Consider the following 24,778-nt stretch of genomic DNA (forward strand, 5'->3'; position numbering starts at 1 on the left):
ACCAACGTGACCGGCACGACCCGCGGATGGAAGGCCGCGTTGAACGCACTTTCGCTGCACTACGGCGACCGCATCACCCTGAACTAACAGCGATCACCACGCCACCCACAGATTTTCAGACAGTCCCGGACGGCACTCCCGCCTTCGGGCCACGGCCGGGCTTGCCACGCGGATGCGAGGGCATCGGCGATGCACGTGACCAAGGTCGGCAGGCTGGTCAGCGCCCCAAGGTCTGTGATCCATCCACTCGGTCGGTTGGTGGCGTGTGATCGGCCGAACGGGGTTGACCTCGATTGTGGTTGAGGTTGAAGACTCTCCTGTGCTGGATCGAGTCTTTGGGGAGTGGTGTGCATGCGCGTCGTACAGGCGGTGGATTTCGGGGGTCCTGAGGTGCTCGTTCCCGGCGAGACACCCGATCCGGTCGCGGGGCCGGGACAGGTGGTGGTCGAGGTCTCGGTGGCGGGGATCACGTTCGTGGAGACGCAGATCCGGCGTGGTGTCGACAAGTGGCACGCCAAGCCTGAGTTGCCTTACGTGCCAGGCGGGCTGGTGGCCGGCCGGGTGGCTTCGCTGGGGGAGGGCGTGGAGTCGAGCTGGCTGGGACGGCGCGTCCTGGCCGACACCGGGGAGACCGGTGGGTTCGCCGAACGGGCCGTAGCCGACGTTGGGGAACTGATCCCGGTCCCTGAAGGGCTTGGTCTTCCTGAGGCCGCTGCCTTGCACACCGACGGCAGCACCGCGCTGGGGCTGGTCGAGGCTGCCCGTGTCCGTTCTGGAGAGTGGGTGCTGGTCGAGGCGGCGGCCGGTGGCGTGGGCAGCATGCTGGTGCAGCTAGCCCGGTTGGCCGGCGCCAAGGTCGTCGGGGCCGCGCGCGGCGCGCGCAAGCTGGATCTGGTCCGCGAGTTGGGCGCCGAGGCCGTGGTCGACTACTCCGAACCCGACTGGACCGAGCAGGTCCTCAAGGCGACCGACGGCGTGGGTCCCGATGTGGTGTTCGACGGGGTCGGCGGGCCGACAGGGCAGGCCGCGTTCGAGGTGACGGCCCGCAACGGCCGGTTCTCGATCCACGGCGCCTCCAGCGGCCGGCCCACGGTGATCGAGCCCGCGCAGGCGGAGCTGCGGGGCGTGGAGGTGATCGGGCTTGAGCAGCTGTTCGGGTTCGGGCCGAAGATGGGCCAATGGGCCGAGCAGATGATGGCCGAAGCGGCTGCCGGCCGGATACGCCCGGTCATCGGGCAGACCTACCCGCTCGAACGCGCCGCAGATGCGCACGCGGCGATCGAGACCCGCAGCGCCCTGGGTAAGACCCTGCTCCTGATCTAAGACTTCGTCGAATCCTGGGTCAGCTCAGGCGGAGTCAGACGGCGGAGGGCCGGTGCGGGCAGGGGGGATGATCTCAGGGATAGGTCAGTCCCCGGACAGAGGGCGCGGGTGTTCGCTTCGCGCCTTGCAGGTGGCCGCCCCGGGACCCGGCCGGGTACCGGGGCGGCATGTGTGTGGTTATGCGGTGTGCGATTACTTGGCGCCGATGTTGGTCTTGGAGCTGAGGTCGTTCTTGGTCGCCAGTTTGTCGACGGCCTTGGTGATGGCGCTCACGTCCAGGCTGCTCAGGGGGTTCTTGAGGTCGGCCTTGCTCACGGTATCGGTGTCCAGCAGTTGCTTTTCGGGCGCCGGTGCGGCGTGCGCGGCGGGGGGTGACAGAAGCAGGGCGCCAGCGGCGAGGGGGGTGGTGATCAGCGTGGCAAGCGCCGCGCTGCGGCAGCCCCACATCATCTTGTAGTTGTTCACATACGGACAGTAGCGACGGTTGGGGTCGTGTGACCACCGATCAGGCCAGTTCCGCGTACCTCTTCGCTCGTGCCAGGACCTTCCCAGGGCCTGGCAGGACAAGTCGTACGGCGGCATCAACCGATCGGCTGATGGCAGGACGAGCGGCTCGGGCGATGTGGGGGCGCGGTGCCCGGGGCGATCCTCGAACCATGGCGATCATCGAAGTCAACGGCCTGCGCAAGGCCTACGGCGGGCGTCCCGTGGTGGACGGCGTCTCGTTCGCCGTCGAGGAGGGGGAGATCTTCGGGATCCTCGGCCCGAACGGCGCCGGCAAGACCACGACCGTCGAATGCCTGGAGGGTCTGCGCGAGCCCGACGCAGGCGCCGTCTGTGTCGCCGGCTTCGACCCGCGTACCGGCCGTGACGAGCTCACCAGGATCCTCGGCGTCCAGCTTCAGGAGAGCGAACTCCAGGAGAAGCTGACCGTACGGGAGGCCCTGGAGCTCTACAGCGCCTTCTACCCCGACCCGGCCGGTTGGCGTGAACTCGCCGAACGCCTCGGCCTTACCGGCAAGCTCACCACCCGCTTCGGCAAGCTGTCCGGCGGCCAGAAGCAGCGCCTCTTCATCGCGCTCGCCCTCATTGGCCGTCCCAGGGTCGTCGTCCTGGACGAGCTGACCACCGGACTCGACCCGCGCGCCCGCCGCGACACCTGGAAGCTGATCGAGGAGGTCCGCGACTCCGGCGTCACCGTTCTGCTGGTCACGCACTTCATGGAGGAGGCCCAGCGGCTCTGTGACCGGATCGCGGTGTTCAAGCAGGGCCGCGTCGCCGCCCTCGACACTCCCTCTGGCCTGATCCGCCGCAGTGCAGGCGGCACCGTGATCTCTTTCGCTCCGTCCCGGTCCCTCGACGACGGCGACCTGGCCGAACTGCCCGACGCCCAGACCATCGAACGCCGGAACGGCCATCTCACCATCCACGGCACCGACACGACCGTCAACGCGGTCATCTCCCTGCTCGCCCGACGCCAGATCACCGCCCACCAGCTGCGGGTCACCGACTCCACGCTGGACGACGCCTTCCTCGAACTCACCGAAGACCGGGAGAACTGACGTGTCCGCGTCCACCGCCGTCCTCAAGGCAGAACTCCGGCTCTTCGGCCGCGAGCCGTTCAGCCTCTTCTGGATCGTCGCCTTCCCCACGGTCCTGCTGACGATCCTCGGCCTGATCCCGTCGTTCCGGGAACCCGACGCCGGTCTCGGCGGGAGCCGGGTCATCGACCTGTACGTCCCGGTCAACGTGCTGCTCGCCATGATCATGGCCGGGGTCCAGGCGTTGCCGCCCGTTCTGTCCGGCTACCGCGAACGCGGCATCCTGCGCCGCATGTCCACCACGCCCGTACGGCCCGCTTCGCTGCTGACCGCGCAGATCGTCCTGCACTTCGCGGCCGCCCTGGGCTCGGCGCTGCTGGTCATCGGCGTCGGCCGGCTCGCCTTCGACGTGGCGCTGCCCGGGCAGATTCCGGGTTACCTGCTGGCGCTCATCCTCGGTGCCCTCAGCGCGCTCGCGCTGGGCGCGACGGTCACCGCGGTCACGCCCACCACCAAGGCCACCACCGTGGTCGGCTCGATCGTCTTCTTCCCGATGATGTTTCTCGCGGGCGTCTGGGTGCCCGTTCAGGCCATGCCCGAAGCGCTGCGGGGCATCGTCGAGTACTTCCCGTTCGGCGCCGCGTCCCAGGCCCTCAACCAGGCTGCGGAGGGCGCCTGGCCTGACTGGACGCACCTCGGCGTCACCATTGCCTGGGCCGCTGTGCTGATCGCCGCCGCCGTGCGCTGGTTCCGGTGGGAATAGGACAAAATTCTTCAATGGCGACGATCCAGGAGCAGTGGGAACGGTTCTTCCGCTGGGGACCGTTCGGCCTGCTGCTCCTCGCGACCCTCCTGGCGCTGACCATCAGGGAACTCGTCATGTCGCCCGCGGAGCAGGAGATGGCCGCGGCTCTCGGCCTCACCGCGCTGGTCCTGCAGGTGCTCCACCTCACCGCAAGGATCCCGGGCCCCATCTACTACTGGACCCGCACCGGCCTCGCCTTCGTCCTCTCCTGGCTGAACCCTTTCTTCTGCGTATACGCCGTACTCGGGTACTTCGACTCCCAGCGCTACGTGACCCGCCGTTGGGCCTTGACCGGAACGCTGGTCACGGCGGTCACCATGTCCGGCGCCGAAGCGGGCGGCCTCCCGCCGAAGAGCGCCGCCCATGTGGCCGTCTTCGGCGGCCTCTTCCTCCTGAACGCCACGCTCATCTTCATCTTCGGCGGCCTCGCCGACCGAGAGGCCGAGCGGACCCGCGTCCAGGAGGAGACCATCGCCGAGCTTGAACGGACCAACGCCCGCCTGGAACAGGCCCTCGCTGAGAACGCCGGTCTCCAGGCCCAGCTCCTCGTCCAGGCTCGCGAGGCCGGCGTCAGCGACGAACGCCGCCGCCTGGCCGCCGAGATCCACGACACCATCGCCCAGGGCCTGACGGGCATCATCACCCAGCTCCAGGCCGCGGAGGAGAACGAGCACGTCCGCCGCGCCACCGACCTCGCCCGCGAGAGCCTCCGCGAGGCCCGCCGCTCCGTACAGGACCTCGCGCCCACCCACCTTGAACACGACACGCTCCCTGAGGCCCTCAAGAAGGTCACCGACCGCAGGGCCCACCTCACCATCACCGGAACGGCGGAACCCCTGCACGAGGAACTCGAGGCCACGCTCCTGCGCATCGCCCAAGAGGCCCTCGCCAACGCCGCCCGCCACGCGCACGCGAACCGCATCGGCGTGACCCTTTCCTACATGGACGACGAAGTGACCCTCGACATCCGCGACGACGGCCGCGGCTTCACAGGCCCCTCCTCCTCTGGTTTCGGATTGACCGCCATGCGTGAACGCGCTGAACGCGTCGCCGGCACCCTGGAGATCGAGTCGGAACCCGGCCGGGGCACGGCCGTCTCCGCCCGCGTACCGTTGATCCGCCATGGCTGACATCACCGTGCTGATCGTCGACGATCATCCCGTCGTCCGGGACGGCCTGCGCGGCATGTTCGCCGCGACCACCGGCTTCGAGGTCCTGGCCGAGGCCGCCGACGGCCGCCAAGCCGTGGCCCTCGCTGAGGAGCTCCGCCCCGACGTCGTCCTCATGGACCTCCGGATGCCCGGCGGAGGAGGCGTGGAGGCCATCACCGAACTCACCCGCCGCGGCCTGCCCTGCAAGGTCCTCGTCCTCACCACGTACGACACCGACACCGACACGATCCCGGCGATCGAGGCCGGCGCCACCGGCTACCTCCTCAAGGACGCCCCTCGGGAGGATCTCTTCAACGCCGTCCGCGCCGCCGCCGAAGGCCGCACCGTCCTGTCCCCGGCCATCGCGTCCCGCCTGGTGTCCCGTGTACGCGAGCCCCGCAGCGAGTCGCTGAGCACCCGCGAACTGGAGGTCCTGCGCCTGGTGGCCCGCGGTACCAGCAACCGGGAGATCGCCACCGAGCTCTTCATCAGCGAGGCCACGGTCAAGACCCACCTCACGCACATCTACGCGAAACTGGACGTCAAAGACCGAGCCGCAGCAGTAGCCACCGCCTACGACAAGCACCTACTGCCCTAAGTGCCTGTCGCTGCCGGGGACTTTGAGAAAGGCGAGCTGAGTTGTGCGGCCGTAACAGCAGAGCCGCCAGTAGAAAGCTCGGCAGGCGATGCGTGCCCGCGTCGAGAGCACCATCAGCGAGTCCGGCCACGGCCATGGAACGCCCAATGCTGCTACTGCGGCCAGGACAAAGGCCACGTTCAGCACGTCCTCGCCCCCAACTGCGTTCAACGTCGAACGCATCAGCGCGCCTACCGCCCCCCGAACGCAGCCCCCGACGGCCTTACTCGTGGGGTCGGTGTCCTTCGCTGGGCGAGTCGGCTGCTGCTAGGTGGTGGGACGGGGTGGCCGTACGGCGCTGCGGGAGACCGCTGGACGGCGGGGTGGCTTTGGTTTGATAAGCGGCTGCCCGTCGCGTGGCGCCATCTGCTCCACGGTGCCTCCCGTGATCTGACTTGGCGTCCGACTCGCGGCGGGCGTGAACTGTGCGGTGCGGTCCAAGGTGAGGACACCACTCACGAAGCGGACAGCCAAGGCACCGCAAGCCCCACTGATCCTGCGCAACCTGCTCCTGTGGTGCCGCTCCCTGAGCCGTCAGCGCATGGTGCGGTGGTTCAGGTACCCGGATGATCGCCCAGGACATACCTCGTACTCGAAGCCCGGCAGCCCTGGTTCAGGGAACGCAGATGGCGTACGCGGTAACGCTCCAGGGGTCGGGTGAACCGGCGCCTGCCGTTTCCCGTCCGGTCGCCGTGACGCTGGTGAGCGCCGCGTTCGGGATGATGCGCTCGCGGACGAGCGAGTTGGTGTCGGGGAAGCCTCCGATTGAGGCGCTGCCCGCGTGCACACGGGTGCCCGCCGGGCAGGTGGCGGTGGCCGACTTGGGCGTCGTGGAGTCGTTCGCGGAAGAGCCGTAGACCACGGTGCGGCCCGGGATCGGATTCGCGCAGACTGCGACAGAGGTGATGGTCCAGGTTCCCGGGTAGCCGCTGTCATCGGGCACCGCTGGGGTGAGGACCTCAGCCGGGTCGAAGGGGTTGCTGCCGAGCAGCATCACCTGTCCCTGGCCGTTGTTGATTTGGCCGCCCATGCCGATGATGTGCTTGCCGCTCGGACAGAACGCCGAGGTGTACGTCACGCCCGGCGAGCCGGGTCCGGTGCCGGCGACGTACTGCAATCCTGCCGGGGCCGAACCGCAGATGGCGTAGGCCCTGATCTGCCAGGCACCGCTGTATCCAGTGTCGTCCTCGTGCGCGTCGACCCGATAGCCGCTCAGCGTGGCGGTCGGCCGCAGGCCGATGAACACCACCTCGCCGCCCCCGTTGATGATCTCGCCGCCTCCGCCGAGCACCGTGGTGCCGGCCGGGCACGCGGCCGTGGCGGCCTTGGCCGTCGACGAATCGCCGACCGTGGTCGCGCTGACCATCTGCAGATTCGGCACCGCCTGTGCCGGTGTCGAGATGACCACTTGGATCGCCATCAAGGCGAAGAATGCTGCGATCAGGGATACCGAGCGAATCAGGTGGTGGCGGGCCACGGTTCTCTCCGGTTCTCTCCACCCGGTGATTGGGCGTGTGCACCCATGGTCGACTGGGCCGGTTTGTCCGCCAAGGCCGTCCGAAGGCCGGATTGCGCCGCGGTCCGCTCCCTCGACCCGGCAACGGCTTGATGGGGGAGTGGTGATCGCACAGCGCGGGCCGAGGGCCTGGACGTCGGCCGCCGCATCTCCCAGGGCCCCGCACCCGCGCGAACTCGCCCTATGTCAGAACGAGCACGCACGCTGTGACCGGGCATCGCTGGGTACCGCGCGGACACGCTGGCGGATCCTCACCGGCCTCGGCCAGCTTGCGGAGGCCGAGCCGGACGTGGGCCATGCCCGCGTCCGCTACCGGCAAGCCCTCGCCATCGTGCGCGTACGCGACAAAACGCCCCCGACGACGAGTAAGACGGGCCACCGTCTACGCACGCAGGGCGTCAGTGCTGGTCGGCAACGTCCAGCGATGCGTTGCCCGTGAGGTCTCGCGTACTCGCTCCGCGGCGGCGGGCCCTGGTACGCGGTCTGATGAGCTGGCGCGGTGAGGAATCGCTGGATCAGGTGGTGCTTGTGCGATCGAGGGCGGCTGTGTAGGCGACCTGCAATTGGGTTGTGACGGTGGAGCCGTTCGGTGGCGGGCCGCAAGGACCGCGCCAGGCGCAAGGGGCTCGCCACGTTGGCGAAGCCATTCGGGCTAGCGTCCGGCGGGCGTCTTCGCGAGTTCCTCCGCGATGACCGACTGCAGTTCCTCGATCGACAACGCGCCGCTCACGATGGTTCCTTTGTTAAAGCGGAAGGCCGGAACGCCGTGAATTCCAGCGCGACGTGCCTCTGTCTCATCGCGGCGGACGGCGTCGCCGAACGTTCCGCTGTTCAGCATCGTTCTGGTTTCGGTCTCGTCCAGTCCACCCCGGCTGCCGAGTACGCACAACGTGTCGCGGTCGGCGATGTCCAGCGTGGTCGCCACGAACGCGTGCGACACCAGTTCCCGCACTTCCTTGCCCCGCCCCTTCGAGTCGGCGAAGTGCAGCAGCCGGTGTGCGTCGAACGAGTTCGCGGCGCGTGATTCCGTCATCCGGTAGTCCAGTCCGACCTCGGCGGCGGCTTCGGCGATGAACCGCAACGTCTGCAGCACCCGGGGCTTTGGCATTCCCAGTACGGCCTGCATGTACTCGGGCACTGAATACCGGCCCTGTTCGGGACCGTTCGGATTGAGCTCGAAGCTCCGGTGCCGCACTGCGATGTCGGCTACGCCGTCGAACTTGCGAACCGCCGCTTCGAACTTGCGCTTACCAATCCAGCACCATGGGCAAACGATGTCCGACCAGATCTCCACCTGCATCTTAACGGCTTCCCTTTCCATGCCTGCAGCGCTCGACATTCCGCACATGGTCAGCCTCGACGTGCTCGCCGGAGCCCAGAGCGTCGCCGTTGGGGCATATGTCACAGGTGAAGCGCAGAGGGCTGCCCAACCCGACGTCCCTGGCCATGAGCATGAACTTGATTCGTTCTACGAACGATATTAGTTCGTAGAACGAATTGCAAGGGTGTTGGAGCTGGGTGCGCGATTCGGCCGGATCCGGTGAGATCACCAGGTGAGGATTTGCGGCTGCCGGCCGGGGAAGGGAAAACGGTGAACCTTGCCGGTCGCGAGGTCCACACGGTGCCCTGAGCTGCCGCTCCAGAGGATGAGCGCCGTGCCCGACAAGCTCGGGGAGACCCTGGAGAACATCCAGACCATCTGGGTTCCGCCTTTGTACTGCTGCTGAAAGAGGACTCGCCGCTGCTTTCCGGTGGCCGCGTCCAGTTCCAAAAGCCGCGTCCACGAAGGGGAGCCCTGGGCGGCGCTCACGTAGACGCGCGTACCGTCCGCGCTCAGCACGGGGCGCGCCAGCTCTCCAAGAGCGCCACGGGTCTCGATCACTCGGCGGGCCCGTTCAGGCTGCCCGTCACCCCGAACATCGACGACGTAAACGTCATCGGGTCTGTCGGCGTAGTGAAGGGGGCCCGCCACGAACACCAGGCGCTGTCCGTTGGCCGACCAGCTCAGGCTGTGCGCCCCTCTGGTGGCGCGAACGGCCACCGTTCGTGTCGCGCCACCCGAGAGGGAGCTCAACTGAATCCGAACGTCCGCCGCTCTGCCGTCCGGTTCAGTTGCGGGGAAGGCGACGGTGCGGCCGTCCGGAGAGACGGCGAGATCCTCCGGGTTGGCGTCTGCCAGGTCACGGACCCGGGTCAAGCCTCTGACCTTGCCCGCCGTGTCGAGTTCGAGCCGGTAGAGGCGGGCCACGTCGCCCCCCTTCGACCATCCGGACAGGTAGTAGACCCTGCTGTCCCAGGTGGCGTTCACGTTGCTCCATACCTGGAGGTCGGCAGGGTTCGGCACCTTTGCGACCACCTTGCCGGTGCCCACGTCCCGCACTGTCAGATCTTTCGCAGCTTCAAGGGACTTGGACGTGAGTGTGACAAAGAACCGACTCGGCGCCGGAGGCAAGGGCACCAACGCCGCCTTGCGCTCCGGCTCAAGGGACGGCATCAGGGACACGGACGCGGCACACACCGCGGCGGTGACTCCAGCCGCGACGCCTGCCCGGATTCGCCTGGCCCGCCGCATCCGGCGCCGCGCCCCGGCCAGCAGATCCTGCGGTGGGTCGGCGGTGTCCGCCGCGGACCTCAGCGCCTCGCGAAGTTCATCGACAGCGGTCATGTCAGCCCTTCCGTTCGCAAGCGATCGGCACCATGACTTGCGGATCGAGCCGCAGTTTCGCCAGGGCCTTGCTCGTCTGGCTCTTCACCGTTCCGACCGAGCAGTCCAGCACCGCAGCGACCTGCGGCTCGGTCATGTCCTCGAAGAACCGCAGCACGATCACGGCTTGCTGCCGCCGTGGCAGCCTCGCCAGCGCCGCCAGGATCCACGCCCTGGTGTCCAGCCGACTCAGCTCGTCCTCCGAGGACGCCTCGGGCGGCTCGTCCGTCGGAATCTCCCGCCGCCACAACCTCCGCATCGAGGACGCATGGGAGTTCACGAGGATCCGGTAGACGTACGGGTCCGGATCGTCCTCGATCCGCCGCCACGCCCGCCAGGTCTTGACCAGGGTTATCTGAACGAGGTCCTCGGCCAGACCCCGGTCACGGCACAGCAGGTACGCCGTCTTGAACAGCCGTGGCGACTTCTCGGCCGCGTACCTCGTGAACTCCGGACTCTCTCGCACCGGGTCTCCTCCTCGGATAAGAGTTCGCAGGAACTACGCCACGACCGGCCCTAACCGTTGCCGTTCACCCGCAGAAAGATGTTTGTCCTGGTGGTCCGTGGGTGCGCGAGGTCGGGTGTCGGCGGCACTGCGGGCGGACATGGGTCATCCCGGCCGGGGTGTCCCGGCCGGGATGACAGGTCGGTCAGCTAGAGGGCGGCGAGGCGGCTGAATCCTGCTGATCCGTGTCCGGCGTCGATCGCTTGTTGAACGGCGGCTCGCGCGGAGGTGAGCACGCCGTTGTCGAGGCCGTTCGCCCGGATGGCCTGCAGGACGTGGTCCATGCTCGCCGCAGCGGAGACCATCGTGGACGCGTCACCGGGGTAGTTGTCGGCGGTGAGGTGCTCGGCTACCAGGTCGATCAGCTCCGGTAGAAGCCCGGTCGCCACCTTCACGTAGCCGGCGATGTCGGCGGGGGCGATGTTCTCCGCAGCGGCGAACTGGAACGCGTGCACGATTCCGATCATCGACGTCCAGAACGCGTCCAGCATCGACGCGTCGAATCCCGCCGCCCGGCCAGGATCCTCGCCGACGTACGCCGCGTTCTCGCCCAGTGCTGCGAGCGTGGGCTGATGTGCCTGGTAGACGTCGTTCGGCCCGCTGAACAAAAGGGTCACTTCCGGTCCGCCAACGGCTGCGGGCGCGCCCATGATCAGGCCGTCGAGGTAGTCGATGCCGTGCCCGGCGGCCCACGCGGCCATCTCGCGAGCCTGCTGTGGTGAGCCGCCGGTGAGGTTGACCAAGGTGCGGCCCTTCAGAGCGTCGGCATCGAGAATCGACCGCACGGCCTCGTAATCCAGGACGCAGACGACAACGAGCGGGCTGGCGGCGATCGCTTGGGCGGCGGTCTCGGCGACGGTGGCGGTGAGGTCGTCTCCCTTGCCAGGCGTGCGGTTCCAAACGGTGGTGGGGCGGTCGACGGCGAAGGCGGCGGCCAGCGCGCGTCCCATGGGGCCGAGGCCCAGAACGGTTACGGGTGTCATGGCGGTTAAGCTAAACCTTCACGTTAATGTCAGAGTCAACTCTGGAGCCGGGATGCGGATCGGGGAACTCTCGCGGCGGACGGGCGTGAGCGAGCGCGCGCTGCGGTACTACGAGGAACAAGGCCTGCTACGCCCGGAACGGCGTCCGAGTGGCTACCGCGTGTACCGCGACGTGGATGTGGCGGCGGTCCGGCGGATCAGGGTTCTGCTCACGGCCGGGCTGAGCACGGCGCAGATCGTCGAAGTGTTGCCGTGCATGGTCGATGACGACGACCTGCTGGCGCCCATTTGCCCCGAGCTGGTCGACGAGTTGGTGAAGCAGCGGGACCGCATCGGCGCGGCCATCGACGAACTGGCAGCCACCCGCGCCAACCTGGACACCATCATCGCCAACGAACGGCGAGCCAGCTGACGTCGTTGCGCATCCCGGCGGCGATCCCTTGGGGACTCCCAAAGCGTCACCGGTTCCAACGAGCGAGTCAGTGGGCGTTATGGCGGGTTGCCCGGGTCCAGCGATGAGTTCTGGGTCGGCGAGGGATCTGTATGGACAGTGACCAATCGCCAGAGCAAAAGGATGTTCCGCATGACCCAGTACCCCGCTCCCGCCGACGTGGCTGTCAGGTTCATCAAGGCATGGGGGAGTCAGGACATGGACGCGGTAGCCGGCCTCCTCGCCGAGGACGTGACCTTTGAGAGTCCGCGGATGAAGGTCCACGGAGCCGAATCGACGCTGGCGACGTTGGGCGAGTTCTCTCAGGTGGTGACCGGCATCGACGTCCTTGCCGTCCTCGGCGACGACCGGCAGGCAATGATCATGTACGACATGGCGACCGGGCCGTTCGGGACGCTGCGTGTGGTCGATCACCTCATCGTGGAGAACGGGAAGATCAAGGCGGACTCCATCGTGTTCGACACCTACGAGCTGCGTAAGGCCCAGGAAGGCTGACCGCGGCATCCGCGTAGGCCCTGGGGCGATCTCCGTCACGGCGGACGATCTCGTTTGAGCGAACTCTGGTCCCGATGGGTGAGGGGGCTCTAGGCTCTGCGAAATGTCCCGCTTCCCCCTCAGTAGGACCAAGATCCTCATCACCGCCGGCGTCGCCATCGCCACGGCGGGCACGCTGACCGTGACGCTCGTCTCCGGCGACCCGGAACCGGTGCGCGCGGCTCCTGTAGCGGCCACGCAGACCATTGCCCTCCAGTCGTCCGGCGACCTGCGCAAGGACCTGGACGCGATCCTCGCCGACCCCGCGCTCAAGGGCGCACGGGTCGGCGTCGTCGTCCGTTCGTACGGCGACGGCAAGCTGCTCTACGCGCGCGGCGGCGGAACGCCCCTCATCCCCGCGTCCAACCAGAAGCTCGCGACGACCGCCGCCGCGTTCGGGATCCTGGGGCCGGGCCACACGTTCCGGACGAGCGTCATGACGCGTGCCGCGCGTCGCGGCGCCACGCTCCGGGGCGACCTCGTCCTGAAGGGCACCGGCGACCCGACGCTCCAGGCCAAGGACTACGACCGCCTCGCCGCCCAGCTCCGCGCCAAGGGCGTCCGCAAGGTCACCGGACGTCTCCTCGCTGACGACTCCTGGTTCGACGCCCGCCGCTGGCCGCAGGGCTGGGATCCCACCGACGCGCCGTTCGCGTACGCCGCGCAGGTGTCGGCGCTCACCGTGTCGCCGGACGCCGACTTCAACGCGGGCTCCATCGCCGTCGAGGTCAGCCCCCGCGCCGCCGGGACGCCCGTCGCCGTGCGCACCGTCCCCGCCACCGGACACGTCAAGATCGTCAACCGGGCCACGACCGGAGCCCCGGGCAGCGCCTCGACGATCAGCGTGCTGCGCAAGTCCGGCGCCAACGTCATCGAGGTCACCGGCTCCCAGCCCGCCGGTGGCGGCACCCGTACGAGCCTGGCCAGTGTCCACGAGCCGACCCTCTACGCCGCCGACGTCTTCCGCCGCGCCCTGCGCGCCCGCGGCATCGCCGTCACCGGCAAGACCGTGCGCGGCGCCGCCCCCAAGGGATCCCGCACCCTGGCGTCCCGCAAGTCGATTCCCTTGGCGAAGCTCGCCGTTCCCTACATGAAGCTCAGCAACAACAACATCGCCGAGATTCTCGTCAAGTCGATCGGCCGCAAGAAATCCGGCAAGGGCACCTGGGCCGCGGGCCTGCCGGCCGTCCGGCGGTACGTGTCCACGCTCGGCGTCAAGACCTCGCAGCTCACCTTCGCCGACGGCTCCGGCCTCGGCCGAGGCAACCGGCAGACCGCCGACCAGCTCGTCAACCTGCTGCGCGGCGTCCGGACCAAGCCATGGTTCCGTGCGTACTACAACTCGCTGCCGATCGCGGGCAAGCCCGAGCCCTGGGTCGGCGGCACCCTGCGCACCCGCATGGTCGGGACGGCGGCCGAGGGCAACGCCCACGCCAAGACCGGCACCCTCACCGGCGCGACCGCCCTGTCCGGGTACGTGAAGAGCCCGGACGGCGTTCCCGTCGTCTACTCGATCCTCTTCAACGCCTACCCGGGCTCAATTACCGCCGTCCGAGGCGTCCAAGACAAAATCGTCGTCCGGTTGGCCGGCGGGTCCAGCCCGCAGCGTCTCACCGTGCAGTCACACCCGAGCCAACGCGTCCCCGAGCTCGAATGCTCCTGGATCGGAACCTGCTGACCGGAGTCCAGCGAGCGACACTCGCGGCCTTGACCGGTCGTCGGGCGGCACCCGCCTGGCGCGCCGATTCCCGGTCCTGAGTGAACGATCTCCACCGCCCACGACGGCGGGACGCTCACCACGAGCGTCCCGCCGTCTGCGGTTTTCGCCTGCTGCTTTCCCCGGCGCGCCGTCGATCAGAGCCTTGTTGACCGGCGCCCCTGCGGCCAGCGCGTCCTTGACCGGCGCCTTGTTGACCGGCGCGTCGTCGACCGGCGCGTCGTTCGACCGACTCGTGCCCGCGGCCCCTCGGTGTGGGGAATCGAGAAGGGTTGACGTGCCAGGTCAGCGGGCGATGCCGAAGGCGCGGATCGTCGTCTGGTCGACGGTGTTGCCCTCAGCATCCTCGGCGTGGGTGCGCAGGGATGCGTAGCCCGGAGTCGCCGGGTGGTGGAGGGTGGCCTGCCAGCCGTTCGCCGTCTGGCGGACCGGGGACTGGATCCAAGAGCTGCCGTCGTCATGGGACACCCACACAGACACGCGGCGCAGGGGTGGCCGGGTTCGGTCGGCGCCACGTTCGACGGCCAGGGTGAGCGTCTGGTCGCGGCCTGCAGGAGCCTGGTTGTGCTCATTGAGCGCGGTCTTGTACGTGACGCCGAGCAGAGACACCGCGTCACCCGGGCCCGGCGGCTTGGTGGTGAAGGTCCATTCAGCGCGCTGGCGCGTCGACAGGTCCGACCATGGGGCTCGCCGTTCGGCGTCGACCGTGAGGCGGTAGGCGGCGGGTTCGGGTCGAACGGCGAAGTCGCCGCCGACCCGGTCGGCGGTGCCGACGACCTTGCCGTCGGCGGTGCGCAGGGTGGTCGTGGCGGTGGTGTGAGCGGGCGGGAACGTGTCCCCAGGGGTCTTCCAGGCGTCCAGCAAGGGAACGACGAACCGCATGGTGCTGGGTTCGTCCTTCCAGAAGCCGACACCGGGCCCGGGGGAGAAGGGGCCCTGGTTCCAGGCCCGTATGTGGACGCCCCGATCGAAGTTCTCCCTGCGCTGGCCACTGGCCGAGTCGGTGAAGTCGCAGTCCGGTCCGGTGATGTCGGCCGAGGAGTCCCAGACGACGCCCGGGGTGAAGTACTCGGTCCGGGTAACGGGCAGCGCGCCGACGACGTCGGGGAACGACCAGCCGATACCGCCGTCGGAGTCGTAGTCGCCGACATAGTTCCGCGAGCAGCCGGGCCGCCCCTGGTCGGCGTAGAGGGTGCGGACCATGGCCAGGTCCCGGGTGCGCACCTGCAGCGACGCGTCCGGCGGGATCGCGCCCATGGCGCTCGTCCCGGCCACGTTATAGCTGTACGGGCTGCCGGACGCCGCACCGTTCCTGGTCAGGCGGGCCATCACGCGCACTTCCAGACCGGGTGCCGGCTCGGCGGGCGTGAGGTAGGTGGGGTGATCCCACCACGTGTCCTCTACGTGCCCGGCCAGCACGGTGACTCTGTCACCGATCTTCTGGACGATCCGGACCCAGCCGCCCACCGGACGGGCGTCGGCTCGGTCGACGGCGGCGGTGACCGGACGTCCATGGCGCGCGTCCAGGACGAACGCGGTGTCCTTGTCGATCCTGACTCGCGACTTGTACACGGTGGTCAGGGATGTGCGGCCATCGGCCTCGAGGGTGTCGACGTAGGTGAAGACGGCGTAGTCGCCGGTGGCCAGCCGTCCGGTGAGCCGCCCGTTGTCGAGCTCGCCCTCGCTGGCCGTCGTGCCGTCCAGGGAGTGAAAGTAGACGCGGCGGGCTTGTTCGGTGCTGGGCGGGCGGCCGTGCCTATTCAGCACCTCGACCTTCACCTGGTGCTCACCCTCCATCGGCCGGAAGCGCCTGCGGCCCTCGTCGGGCGTGCCATGCAGGACGGCGCGCGACTGGTCGTGCGGGACGGCGCGCGACTGGTCGTGCGGGACGGCGCGCGACTGGTCGTGCGGGACGGCGCGCGACTGGCCGTGCGGGACGGCGCGCGACTGATCGTGCGGGACGGCGCGCGACTGATCGTGCGGGACGGCGGACGATTGGCTGTGCGGGACGGTGCGTGACTGTCCGTGCGGTTCGGGGCGGGCGGGCGCGGGGCCGGGCGCGGCGAGCACTGGGGCGAGCAGGAGGGAGATCACGCGGAGCTTCATCGGATCGGCACCTCTCCGGGGCGGTCGACGAACCGGCCGGAGGCCGTACGGGTCTCCAGGTTGAGCACCGCACCCTTCTTGACGCTCCAGGTGCCGTCGGTGCCGGTGGAGGTGTGATTCTTGATCGCTACGGTGCGTTCACCCAGGTAGGCATAGGTTTTCGGATCGATCATGATCTCGGTGCGCTGGTAGCGATCGCGTTTCCAGAAGGCGATGAGGAACGTCTCGGCCATCAGGTCGTCGGACAGGTCCATGCCCAGCCGCCGCGCCACGTAGCGGTGGATCGCTGCGTGGTGGCGGTCGTAGAGCAAGGCGAATCGCTCGGCGTCCTGAAGCGAACGCCGGATCAACTCCGTGTCGGTCTCCGTGCGGACGTCATTGGTCATGTGGATCCCATCGCTGCCATACGGCCCTCCGGGTCGGGGGTGCGGTCACCTGTTATTGCCGTGAGCGGCAGCACGCTTCCCGGAAAGAAAGGGACTTGGGCCGCATGGCGGGGGGGTGCTCCCACCGGCGCGGCGCCATCGCAAGATCAGTGAGGGCTTTTCATCCTCGGATGATCTCGTAGTTCCGCAGGGTGGTGATGGCCTTGACTATGCGGCGTGGGACTCGGTCCGGTAGACCGGCGCGTCGTTGGCCGACGTGCTGTCGACCGGCCGTCGTTGACCGGCGCGGCAGCAGGTCAGGCCGCTTGGGTGACGGCCAGAATCCGGGCGACGCGCAAGTGACCCGACAGTCGGCCTGCGCGCAGTCGGCCTGCGCGGCGTCCAGTTTGCGGCGTCCAGTTTGCGGCGGATGTGCGCGGCGGCGGATGTGCGGTGGCGGTGCTCGGCAGATGTGCGCGGCGGCTGATGTGCGGTGGCGGTGCGCGGCGGATGTGCGCGGCGGATGTGTGCGGCGGATGTGTGTGCGGCGGCGCGTTCAGGTGCCGGCCGTGCAGATCGTCAGGGGAGGCTTGGGATAGACGAGCGCGAGGGGGCGGGTGGGATCGCTTTCCAGTGGATTGATGTCGGGGCCGCAGACGGCGTGGTCGGCCTTGCCCGGTACCACGGCGGTGACCCGGTAGGTCGCCAATGGTCCACACTGCACCTTGGTGACTTTGCCGGTGGGGAATCCGACCTCCTGGTAGAAGCAGTCACCGACCTTCGCATTGAGCGTCAGGCACAGCTCCCGGCTGGTCCTTCCCGTGGAGGTAGACCCGTAGGTGTTGCTGTCGCAGCCCAGGCGACCGCCCATCAAGGCCACTTTGTAAGCGGCGCTCGGCTCGGTGCAGGACACGATGCGGAACTCGCTTGCCTTCCCGGTCTTGCCGCCCCGCTCCTTGGCCTCCAGGCAATCACCCGGCTGGGGAGAACGATCGGTGGCCAGAAGACCGACCACAGGCACGCCCACCACGACTAACAGCACCACCGCACTCGAAAAGACCAGCCACATCTTGGTTTGCCGACTCAGGCCAGGTGACGCGTTCGGCGGGTGCACATGCTGTTCTTGGGTGCTCATCAGGTCATTGTTCCGGACATGTCCAGTCACGGCGCGGGAGCGAGTGTCACCTTGGCGTTGTCCACACGACCCTCGCAGACGCCCAGCTCACCGCCGCGGAGAGCCACCCCGCTTGACCAGCGCGACCATCCTGGAGGCGGGTGACCGGCCGACCTCGGCGGCCACAGGAGAACGTCGTGCCGCTGCCTTAGATCCCGACCGGCGACCCGCGCGTACTGGCTGTGTCGCACACCGATCGTTAGCCGGGCGTCCCGTCGCGCTCGCTTCTTCGGGCGAGGCTCTGGGCTTGCCCTGTGTGTATGTCGCTTACCCATTCCCAGCCGGGCTTGGCCGATGGGCCGAGTCGGGGGTCATCGGGAGTATGGCCGTCACGCAAGGCATGCACGTACGCGCGGTCAAGTTCGATTCGTGCGCGTACCTGACCAGCTCCGCCGACGGACCCGTGACCGGGGACGAGGACATCAGCGTCGTCCGCCACGTCCTCGAGCAGCCGCAGCCCAACGAGGTACTCCTCGATCGGGTCATTGGTGCTGTTCACGTTGTCGAGCATCGGAATCAGGACATCAGAAAGCATGTCGCCGGCGGCGAGAACCCCGCGTTCCTCGATCAACAGCGCCGCATGGCCCGGGGCATGAGCCGGATGCTCAATGATCCGGACTTGAGGGCCATCCCAAGGAATCCGATCAGTTTCGGCAGGCAGGCCGGTAATGAGGCCGAACAGGTCCAGCGGTGTCTCTTCGGCGATTTCCGGCGGCAATCCCTCGGCGACGCGGGCCTCCCAGCCCGCGTTCGACCGCAGATCTCGCATATAAGCCGCGCAGCGGGCTGTACCGTAACGGGGCGCTTCGCCGAGCTCGGCGTGCCAGAGCACGTGATCCCAATCAGGATGGGTCGCGAAGCCCGCCACAACGGGCTGGCCCAACTCGCGAAGGTCGTTCGCGAGGCAGGCCATCTCATCGCCTGTTATCCCGGGGTCGATGAGCAGCACGCCGGCCCGGCCCTGCACGACAACCGTGTTGTTCTGGAGCAACTCGCTCTGGTGGACCAGCACACCCTCCGCGACCTGTCTCAGCACGAGTTCGCCTCCCTTGCATCCCGGACGGCGTGGCGATGCATCGTGACGCCCTCCTCGAACGATCGCTGCTCGAGCAGGTCGAGCTCGACCGGCACGACGGCGCCGGCCGTGACCTTGCGCTGGTGTTCGGTGTTGTCAGGCATGGCGGGGTCCGTTCTCACTGTTGATGGTCCAGCAAACAGTGTCCACTGGACGCTGTGTATGCTAGACACAGCTTGAGGCCGCCAGCAAGCCATTTCGGGAGGATCGTTGGACAGCACCGTTGAGCTGCTTTGGGGGGTGCGACCACCGCCGAACCGAGGGCCCAAGCCCGGGTTCACCATCGAAGAGATCGCCAGGGCCGCGATGGACATCGCCGACGCCGAAGGGCTCGCCGCGTTGTCCATGCAGCGAGTCGCCGGCGAACTCGGCTTCACCAAGATGGCGCTGTACCGCTACGTCAGCGGAAAGGCCGAGCTGATCGCCGTCATGATCGAGGAAGCCGTGGGCGAGCCGCTCGACCTGAGCGAGGTCCCAGGCGGCTGGCGCGGCAAGCTCGAACGGTGGGCCCATCAGCTGTGGGTGACCTGGGACCGCCACCCGTGGCTGCCCGGCGCCACCATCGGCGAGCGGGTCATGGGTCCGAAAGAGATCGGATGGACCGAGAGCGCCATTGCCGCCCTGGCCGAGACCGGGTTGAGCGGCAGCGAGCAGATGGACGCGGTCCTCCTGCTCAGCGGCCACGTCCGCAACACCCGATCAGCCACCTCGGCCGGCACTCAGCCGTGGACCACGCAGCGGCAGCTCAGTCCCGCCCTCAGCACCCTGCTCGACCATGCCGCCGACCGATTCCCCGCGTTGAGCGCCGCAATCGCATCCGCCGGGGACCCGACCCCGGACCGAAGCCGCGAGTTCGGCCTCCAACGTCTCCTCGACGGTCTAGAAGTCCTCATCAACCAACGCAGCGGCTGACCGAGCAGGCGCATCGTCCAGCGCTGTCACCGCAGAAGACTGGAAATCGTGCCTCGCACGCCGGGACGCTTGTCACCTGTCGCGGAGTCCACGCCGCCAGAGTCCTTGGCGGCCCTGAGGCGGGCGACCCGGTCAAGGCAGCCCGTAGCCGTGAGCAGCCGGGCCGTCCTGGTCTGAGCGAACGCAGACTTGATCCGGCAAGAGGCTCGCGCCGACCGGCGGTGGAGGGGGTGGTCAGTCCCAGGTGAGGCGTTGGTGGAGAAGGGTTTGCTGGGCGGGGTTGGTGGTGAGGGTGAGGGCGCGCTGGTCGGCGGCGCGGGCGGCTTCGGGTTGGTTGAGGGCGCGCAGGAGTTCGGCGCGGGTGGCGTGGTAGAGCGGATAATGCTCCAGTGCCTTGCGGTCGGCGTCCGGGAGGGCGTCCAGGTCGGCTAGGGCGTTGCGAGGGCCGCCGCGCGGGCCCGGGTGGTGGTGCAGGGCGATGACGCGCTGAAGGCGGTGGACGGGGGAGGGCGCCAAGGCCAGCAGCATGTCGTACAGCACGACGATCTGTGGCCAGTCGGTGCGTTCCCACGTGGGGGCTTCGGCGTGACAGGCGACGATCGCGGCCTGGAGCTGGTACGGGCCGGGACGGCGGAACGCGGCGGCGCGTTCGATCAGATGGGTCGCGTCGGCGATGGCCTCGTGGTCCCACAGCGTGCGGTCCTGATCGCGCAGCAGGACCAGGCCGCCGTCGGCATCGAAGCGGGCGCCGGTGCGGGCCTGGTGGAGGCGGATGAGGGCGAGCAGGCCGAGGACTTCGGGCTGCTTGGGCATCAGCCAGGCCAGTTGGGCGGCCAGCCATTCGGCGTCGTCGGCCAGGTCGCGGGCGTGCGGGCGGTCGCCGGAACTGGTCAGGTAGCCCTCGTTGAACAGCAGATAGATCACAGCCAGGACCTGGCCGAGGCGGTCGGGCAGCTCGGTGTCGGCGGGCGTGCGGTACGGGATGCCCGCCTGAGTGATCTTGCGCTTCGCGCGGGTGATGCGCTGGCTGACGGTGGCCTCGGGCACCAGGAACGCGGCGGCGATCTGGGTGGTGGTCAGCCCGCACACCGTGCGCAGGGTCAGCGCGATCTGCGCGGCGCGCGGCAGCGCCGGGTGGCAGCAGATGAAGATCAGCTTCAGCCGGTCGTCGGGGTCGTTCGGGACCGGCCACGTCAGCTGAGCGAGCTTGTCGCGGTAGACGGCCTGGCGGCGCAGGACGTCGACGCCGCGATGGCGGGCGGTGGTCAGCAACCAGGCGTCGGGATGGTCGGGAATGCCCTCGTCCGGCCAACGACGCAGCGCGGTCTCGATGGCGTCCTGGACGACGTCCTCAGCGGCGGCGAAGTCGCCCAGTACCCGCACCAGACACGCCGTCAGCCGGCCCGCGTGCTCACGCACCACACGGGCCAGCTCAGCGTGCACCTGCCGACCCTGAGCCATCCGCGCATCACCCGACCGCGCCAGCTCACCCGGCCGCGCAGGGGCGCCTGGCCGCACCAGCTCACCTGGCCGTGCAGGGGCGCCTGGCCGCACCAGATCTCCCGGCTGCGTAGAGTCGCCCGGCCGCGCCAGCTCGCCGAGCTGTGCAGGGTCGCCGGGCTGCGCAAGGCCGCCCGGCTGCGCCTGCTCGCTCAGCTGCGCCTGCTCGCTCAGCTGCGCCTGCTCGTCCGGCTGTGTCAGCTCGCCAGGCCGCGCAGGATCGCCAGGCCGTGCCACCTCGCCCGGCCTTGCAGCATCGCCAGGCTGCGCAGGGTCGTCCGCCTGCGAAGGGGCACCCGGCTGCGCAGGGTCGTCCGCCTGCGCAGGGTCGTCCGGTGGCGCAGGGTGCAGTGGGTGCACCGGGTCAACTGGGGGTGTCGGGTGGTGCGGGTGCACGGGTTCGTGCGGCATGTTCATCACCGGCCGGGTCAGTGATCGGTTCGGTCAGGTGATCGGGCGGATCTCGACGATCGGGCAGGCCGGCCAGGATCGCGCGATGGCCATCGCCTCGTCCAGATCGGCGACCTCGATCTCGGCGTAGCCGGACACGACCTCCTTGCCCTCCACGAACGGCCCGTCGGTGACGATCGCGTCCCCACCGGTCAGCCGCATCGTGGTCGCCGTCTGCGGGGGCTGCAGTTTCGCGTGGTGGGTGATCTGCGCCGCGTGGTCGGTGAACCAGCGGCCGACCGCCTCGAACGCCTCCTGCCGCTCGGCGTCGCTCATCGCCTCCAGCTCGCGCGCGAACTCCTCGGTCTCGACGAACATCAGTACGTACTTCACTTTTCTCTCCTTCCCAGAATTGTGCCTGGTTGACGGCTTGCCTACTCGGTGGGCAGCGGGCAGTAGAGGTCGATGCCGTTGCCGTCGGGGTCGAGAACGGTGGCGTACCGCATTCCCCAGAAGGCGTCCCAGGGTTCCTGGACGCCGGTGTGGCCGGCTCCGGTGAGCTCGGCGTACTTGGCGTCGACGGCGGCCGGGGTGTCGAACTGGAAGGCCAGGAAGTTGCGCGGGTCGCCCGAGGGGCGGCTCCATCCCTTGGTCTGGGTGGAGCCCCGGAACTTCTCGGTGTCCAACATCAGGTGAATCCCGTTCGGCAGATCGCAGCCCGCGTGGTCGGGGTAGGTCTCGTCGACCGTGAACTCCAACCCGAGCCGGGCGTAGAAGGCGATCGAGGTCTGGATGTCGGCCACCACGATGTCAATGCTGTTGAAAGTCGGGTTCACGGCCCGCTCCCTCCGCTCTTGGATGAGTCTTCACCGCCCAGACGAACGGGCGAGGGCTCGATCCGACATCACCGCCCACCAATTTTCGAAGAGTCCACCGACGGCGCGGCTCCGGCGGGGGATGCGGGCGATTGACTGGACACACGATGCCGCGAGGCGGAGTTCGGCACCGTGCTTGCGGTGGGTCCGTGAGGTGCTTGCGCCCTCTGCCAGGGCTGAGGGTTGTGCAGCGCTGCACAAGCTCGGGTTAGAAGCTGTTTCAGATCGATGATCTTGCCCGAGAGGGGATAAGGCGCTGGTGACTGTCAGATGCGTCGCGGACGGTCACAACGGTGCTGTGCCTGTGCGCTAGCGGGCGTTGAAGAGGGTGACGGGGGTGTAGATGGGCGGCCGGCCTCGGTGGGTGGCGGAACGGGCGGGTCAGGTCGAGCTGGTAGGTGTTGCGGCGGCCGATCCGGGTGCGGGTGAGGTAGCCGGCGGTTTCCAGGTCGTCGAGGATGGCCTTGTGATACACCGAGGAACGCTCTGCCTGGATGACGTCGTCTTCGCCGGGCTCAACCCGTTTGGATGACAAGTGATTGTGCTGCGTGACCTCGTCGAGCTTGAGGTTCTCCAAAAGGCGCTGATGGGTGCGAGGTTCGGCGACTCTCCGTCGGACCCGTCCTTGATAGCTAGCCCATACCTGGCGGTAATCCATAGCTCGATAGTGGATGAGATCATTGCCGCCCACCGGAGCGACGCGAAGGAGGGTCCTGCCTCCAGGTGGGAGAAATGGCGCGTCATGTCAAAGCAGCGCCATGAGTGGGACGTGATTGTTCATCGCCTAGCCTCTCCTGAGATGGGTTGGAAAAACCTTTCTCTAGCCGGTAGAAGAGATGTGGTACTGACTTGCCTCCAGCCGTTTGAGATATCGGATGAACTCCTCGGTGAGATGGTGGCGGAGATCGATCGGCTGACGGGCTGACGGGTCAGCGCTCACGGTCACGCTTTGTGCTGAGCGCCCACCCCGACCGTCAGTGTCCGTCCCTATTGCCGTCAGCGTTGCCGTCAAGCCCGAAGCTGGCTTGTAGGTTTTACGAGCTGCCTGAGCTGCGGTTCTGCGGCCGTGCGGCCGGTGGTGGCCACCCCGCGCTGGTCACGGCTTTCCGTGCCGCCGGCGCCGGCGCCGAACGGGGACGGCCAGGTCACCATCGGACACGTCATTTACCGTGTCCAGCGCACCGATCATTGACCCCGGCCGGCCTTGTTGTGGGAGGGCATCGCGCAGGTCAGCACCGATGTCATGGCTGGGCTGCCAGGCGGGCGAGGCGACGGGTCATCAAGGTCACCGCTGCCCAGGCGATATGGGCCTCGGCGTGCGCCGGCAGGCGTTCGTAGTCGCGGACGGTTCGGCGGGCGTGCATGAGCCAGCTGAATGATCGTTCGACGACCCAGCGGCGTGGGAGCAGCACGAATCCGACCGCGCCGGCGGGCCGGGTGACGATCGCCAGCGTCAGGTCCAGGGCGTCGGCGGCCCAGCCGACCAGCGCGCCGGCGTAGGCGGTGTCGGCCCAGGCGCAGGTCACCTGAGGCTGGCTCTGGCGGAGCTGGCTGAACAGATCTCGGGCGGCGTCGCGGTCCTGGACCGACGCTGCGGTGACCAGGACCGAGACAAGGAGTCCGCCCAGGTCAACGGCGATATGTCGTTTCCTGCCCTCCGTACCCTTTCCGGGGTCATATCCCCTGGTGGCTTTGCTGACGGTCGCTGCTGCTCGGACGGTCTGGGAGTCGACGACGATCGCCACCGGGTGAGGGCAGTAGCCGCGGTGTTCACGCAGACGAGAGCGGAGTTGGTGCAGGATGTGGTCGATCACGCCGGCCCGCGCCCAGCGCGCGAAGATGCTGTAGACGGTCTGCCAGGGGATGTTGTAGTCGTGCGGGATCGATCTCCATTTGATTCCGTTGTCGACCAGGAATCTGATCGCATCCACCACGTCGCGGCGCCGGTGTTTCTCCGGCCGCCCGCCGCGGGGTGTCTGGCAGGCGGGCGGCGGGAGCAGCTGTTCCAGCAGGGCCCATTCTTTGAGCGTGGTGTCGGAGGGGTAGCGGCGGCGGCGCATCACCGGTCACCCCGGTCAGTTCGCGGCGTCGCGTGACAGCACGATCAGCGCTGCGCGGACGCCGGTGATCTGGTCCAGGATGAGCTGGACGTCGTCGTCATCGGGCATCAGGGCCGCCCAGGGGCCGATTGTCGAGGTCATCAGCCGGTCCATCCGTGTGCAGGCCTGAGTGCTGACCGCCCGCACGAAGGCGGCCCACTCCGCCCGTTCCAACGACAGCTTCCACCCCTCGGCGCGCGTCCAGGTCAAGGGCGTGAGGTTGGCCATCGCGGCGGTGGTGCGGATATAGAGCAGCCCGGAACGCACTTGGGAGATGGTCAGCCCGGTCGAGGTGACCAGCTGCTTGGTGGTCAGCCCGGCAGGCCGGGCCTCCTTCAGCGCCATGGTGATGCGTTCGGCGCAGACGCTTGCGGCCAGCCGACGTCCCGATGCCCGGCCCATGATGGTGCCTTCC

Annotated in this window: 27 protein-coding genes; 11 read left to right on the plus strand and 16 right to left on the minus strand. The window is 68.4% G+C overall.

Features of this window, described 5'->3' with window-relative positions:
• Positions 1-351 precede the first annotated feature (351 nt).
• A complete protein-coding gene (locus F8566_RS44095) occupies positions 352-1,323 on the plus strand; it encodes a zinc-binding dehydrogenase (RefSeq protein WP_151569419.1) in 972 nt (323 codons plus the stop codon).
• 192 nt (positions 1,324-1,515) lie between these two features.
• Here F8566_RS44095 and F8566_RS44100 read toward each other — a convergent pair whose 3' ends face one another.
• Positions 1,516-1,788: a hypothetical protein gene (locus F8566_RS44100; protein ID WP_151569421.1), complete on the minus strand. Its 273-nt coding sequence runs from the start codon at positions 1,786-1,788 to the stop codon at positions 1,516-1,518.
• Between the two features lie 191 nt (positions 1,789-1,979).
• Here F8566_RS44100 and F8566_RS44105 point away from each other — a divergent pair, with 191 nt between their 5' ends.
• The 4 genes from F8566_RS44105 to F8566_RS44120 are packed head-to-tail and all read left to right on the plus strand — an operon-like array spanning position 1,980 to position 5,418.
• Positions 1,980-2,885 carry an ABC transporter ATP-binding protein gene (locus F8566_RS44105; RefSeq protein ID WP_151569423.1) on the plus strand — a complete coding sequence of 302 codons (906 nt, stop codon included), beginning with the start codon at positions 1,980-1,982 and terminating at the stop codon, positions 2,883-2,885.
• A gap of 1 nt (position 2,886) precedes the next feature.
• On the plus strand, positions 2,887-3,627 hold the full coding sequence (locus F8566_RS44110) for an ABC transporter permease (RefSeq protein ID WP_151569425.1): 741 nt from the start codon (positions 2,887-2,889) through the stop codon (positions 3,625-3,627).
• A 14-nt stretch (positions 3,628-3,641) separates the two neighbouring features.
• On the plus strand, positions 3,642-4,799 hold the full coding sequence (locus F8566_RS44115) for a sensor histidine kinase (protein ID WP_151569427.1): 1,158 nt from the start codon (positions 3,642-3,644) through the stop codon (positions 4,797-4,799).
• The gene (locus F8566_RS44120) at positions 4,792-5,418 is read left to right on the plus strand and encodes a response regulator (protein ID WP_151569429.1); all 627 of its coding nucleotides are present in this window, start codon (positions 4,792-4,794) and stop codon (positions 5,416-5,418) included. Before F8566_RS44115 ends, F8566_RS44120 begins: the two co-directional genes overlap by 8 nt.
• 652 nt (positions 5,419-6,070) lie before the next feature.
• On the opposite strand, the gene F8566_RS44125 is transcribed toward F8566_RS44120, so the two are convergent.
• From F8566_RS44125 to F8566_RS44145, 5 genes are all read right to left on the minus strand, one after another.
• Positions 6,071-6,877: a hypothetical protein gene (locus F8566_RS44125; protein WP_151569431.1), complete on the minus strand. Its 807-nt coding sequence runs from the start codon at positions 6,875-6,877 to the stop codon at positions 6,071-6,073.
• 748 nt (positions 6,878-7,625) lie between these two features.
• Positions 7,626-8,312 (minus strand): DsbA family oxidoreductase, encoded by a 687-nt coding sequence (locus F8566_RS44130; protein ID WP_192810186.1) that lies wholly within the window; start codon positions 8,310-8,312, stop codon positions 7,626-7,628.
• Between the two features lie 207 nt (positions 8,313-8,519).
• Positions 8,520-9,638: a TolB-like translocation protein gene (locus F8566_RS44135; RefSeq protein WP_151569435.1), complete on the minus strand. Its 1,119-nt coding sequence runs from the start codon at positions 9,636-9,638 to the stop codon at positions 8,520-8,522.
• Position 9,639: 1 nt separating this feature from the next.
• A complete protein-coding gene (locus F8566_RS44140) occupies positions 9,640-10,143 on the minus strand; it encodes a SigE family RNA polymerase sigma factor (RefSeq protein ID WP_151569437.1) in 504 nt (167 codons plus the stop codon).
• A gap of 188 nt (positions 10,144-10,331) precedes the next feature.
• Positions 10,332-11,165, minus strand: coding sequence for an NAD(P)-dependent oxidoreductase (locus tag F8566_RS44145; RefSeq protein ID WP_151569439.1), 834 nt, complete (start codon positions 11,163-11,165; stop codon positions 10,332-10,334).
• Positions 11,166-11,217: 52 nt separating this feature from the next.
• On the opposite strand from F8566_RS44145, the gene F8566_RS44150 reads away from it, so the two are divergent.
• The 3 genes from F8566_RS44150 to dacB all read left to right on the plus strand — a co-directional run bounded on the left by F8566_RS44150 (position 11,218) and on the right by dacB (position 13,828).
• Positions 11,218-11,577: a MerR family transcriptional regulator gene (locus F8566_RS44150; protein WP_151569441.1), complete on the plus strand. Its 360-nt coding sequence runs from the start codon at positions 11,218-11,220 to the stop codon at positions 11,575-11,577.
• Between the two features lie 171 nt (positions 11,578-11,748).
• The gene (locus tag F8566_RS44155) at positions 11,749-12,111 is read left to right on the plus strand and encodes a nuclear transport factor 2 family protein (RefSeq protein ID WP_192810187.1); all 363 of its coding nucleotides are present in this window, start codon (positions 11,749-11,751) and stop codon (positions 12,109-12,111) included.
• Between the two features lie 103 nt (positions 12,112-12,214).
• Positions 12,215-13,828 carry a D-alanyl-D-alanine carboxypeptidase/D-alanyl-D-alanine endopeptidase gene (gene dacB / locus F8566_RS44160; RefSeq protein WP_151569445.1) on the plus strand — a complete coding sequence of 538 codons (1,614 nt, stop codon included), beginning with the start codon at positions 12,215-12,217 and terminating at the stop codon, positions 13,826-13,828.
• Between the two features lie 324 nt (positions 13,829-14,152).
• Here dacB and F8566_RS50565 read toward each other — a convergent pair whose 3' ends face one another.
• From F8566_RS50565 to F8566_RS44190, 5 genes are all read right to left on the minus strand, one after another.
• The gene (locus F8566_RS50565; protein ID WP_192810188.1) at positions 14,153-15,973 is read right to left on the minus strand and encodes a hypothetical protein; all 1,821 of its coding nucleotides are present in this window, start codon (positions 15,971-15,973) and stop codon (positions 14,153-14,155) included.
• Entirely contained in the window at positions 15,970-16,359 is a 390-nt protein-coding gene (locus F8566_RS44175; RefSeq protein WP_151569447.1) for an RNA polymerase sigma factor, read from the minus strand. The genes F8566_RS50565 and F8566_RS44175 overlap by 4 nt, the downstream gene beginning before the upstream one ends.
• A gap of 535 nt (positions 16,360-16,894) precedes the next feature.
• Positions 16,895-17,473: an LppU/SCO3897 family protein gene (locus F8566_RS44180; protein ID WP_151569449.1), complete on the minus strand. Its 579-nt coding sequence runs from the start codon at positions 17,471-17,473 to the stop codon at positions 16,895-16,897.
• Between the two features lie 238 nt (positions 17,474-17,711).
• Positions 17,712-18,548, minus strand: coding sequence for an MBL fold metallo-hydrolase (locus F8566_RS44185; RefSeq protein WP_151569451.1), 837 nt, complete (start codon positions 18,546-18,548; stop codon positions 17,712-17,714).
• Positions 18,542-18,691 carry a hypothetical protein gene (locus F8566_RS44190; protein ID WP_225994072.1) on the minus strand — a complete coding sequence of 50 codons (150 nt, stop codon included), beginning with the start codon at positions 18,689-18,691 and terminating at the stop codon, positions 18,542-18,544. The genes F8566_RS44185 and F8566_RS44190 overlap by 7 nt, the downstream gene beginning before the upstream one ends.
• 106 nt (positions 18,692-18,797) lie before the next feature.
• On the opposite strand from F8566_RS44190, the gene F8566_RS44195 reads away from it, so the two are divergent.
• A complete protein-coding gene (locus tag F8566_RS44195; protein ID WP_225994073.1) occupies positions 18,798-19,499 on the plus strand; it encodes a TetR/AcrR family transcriptional regulator in 702 nt (233 codons plus the stop codon).
• A 234-nt stretch (positions 19,500-19,733) separates the two neighbouring features.
• Here F8566_RS44195 and F8566_RS44200 read toward each other — a convergent pair whose 3' ends face one another.
• Positions 19,734-20,942, minus strand: coding sequence for an RNA polymerase sigma factor (locus tag F8566_RS44200; protein WP_225994074.1), 1,209 nt, complete (start codon positions 20,940-20,942; stop codon positions 19,734-19,736).
• Between F8566_RS44200 and F8566_RS44205 the strand changes: the two genes are divergently transcribed.
• Positions 20,907-21,434 carry a hypothetical protein gene (locus tag F8566_RS44205; RefSeq protein WP_192810207.1) on the plus strand — a complete coding sequence of 176 codons (528 nt, stop codon included), beginning with the start codon at positions 20,907-20,909 and terminating at the stop codon, positions 21,432-21,434. The two genes, F8566_RS44200 and F8566_RS44205, sit on opposite strands and share 36 nt — an antisense overlap.
• A gap of 9 nt (positions 21,435-21,443) precedes the next feature.
• Here F8566_RS44205 and F8566_RS44210 read toward each other — a convergent pair whose 3' ends face one another.
• Both F8566_RS44210 and F8566_RS44215 read right to left on the minus strand, forming a co-directional pair.
• The gene (locus F8566_RS44210) at positions 21,444-21,782 is read right to left on the minus strand and encodes a YciI family protein (protein ID WP_192810189.1); all 339 of its coding nucleotides are present in this window, start codon (positions 21,780-21,782) and stop codon (positions 21,444-21,446) included.
• 41 nt (positions 21,783-21,823) lie between these two features.
• Complete coding sequence (locus F8566_RS44215) at positions 21,824-22,225, minus strand: VOC family protein (protein ID WP_151569457.1); 402 nt, start codon at positions 22,223-22,225, stop codon at positions 21,824-21,826.
• A 574-nt stretch (positions 22,226-22,799) separates the two neighbouring features.
• Between F8566_RS44215 and F8566_RS44225 the strand changes: the two genes are divergently transcribed.
• Positions 22,800-23,189 (plus strand): hypothetical protein, encoded by a 390-nt coding sequence (locus tag F8566_RS44225; protein ID WP_192810190.1) that lies wholly within the window; start codon positions 22,800-22,802, stop codon positions 23,187-23,189.
• Positions 23,190-23,505: 316 nt separating this feature from the next.
• Here the strand turns inward: F8566_RS44225 and F8566_RS44230 are convergent, their stop codons facing one another.
• Both F8566_RS44230 and F8566_RS44235 read right to left on the minus strand, forming a co-directional pair.
• Complete coding sequence (locus F8566_RS44230) at positions 23,506-24,324, minus strand: IS5 family transposase (RefSeq protein ID WP_151569461.1); 819 nt, start codon at positions 24,322-24,324, stop codon at positions 23,506-23,508.
• A gap of 15 nt (positions 24,325-24,339) precedes the next feature.
• Positions 24,340-24,765 (minus strand): RacP protein, encoded by a 426-nt coding sequence (locus tag F8566_RS44235; RefSeq protein WP_151569463.1) that lies wholly within the window; start codon positions 24,763-24,765, stop codon positions 24,340-24,342.
• Between the last annotated feature and the right edge of the window lie 13 nt (positions 24,766-24,778).

It is taken from the genome of Actinomadura rudentiformis, assembly GCF_008923185.1.
Taxonomy (GTDB): domain Bacteria; phylum Actinomycetota; class Actinomycetes; order Streptosporangiales; family Streptosporangiaceae; genus Spirillospora; species Spirillospora rudentiformis.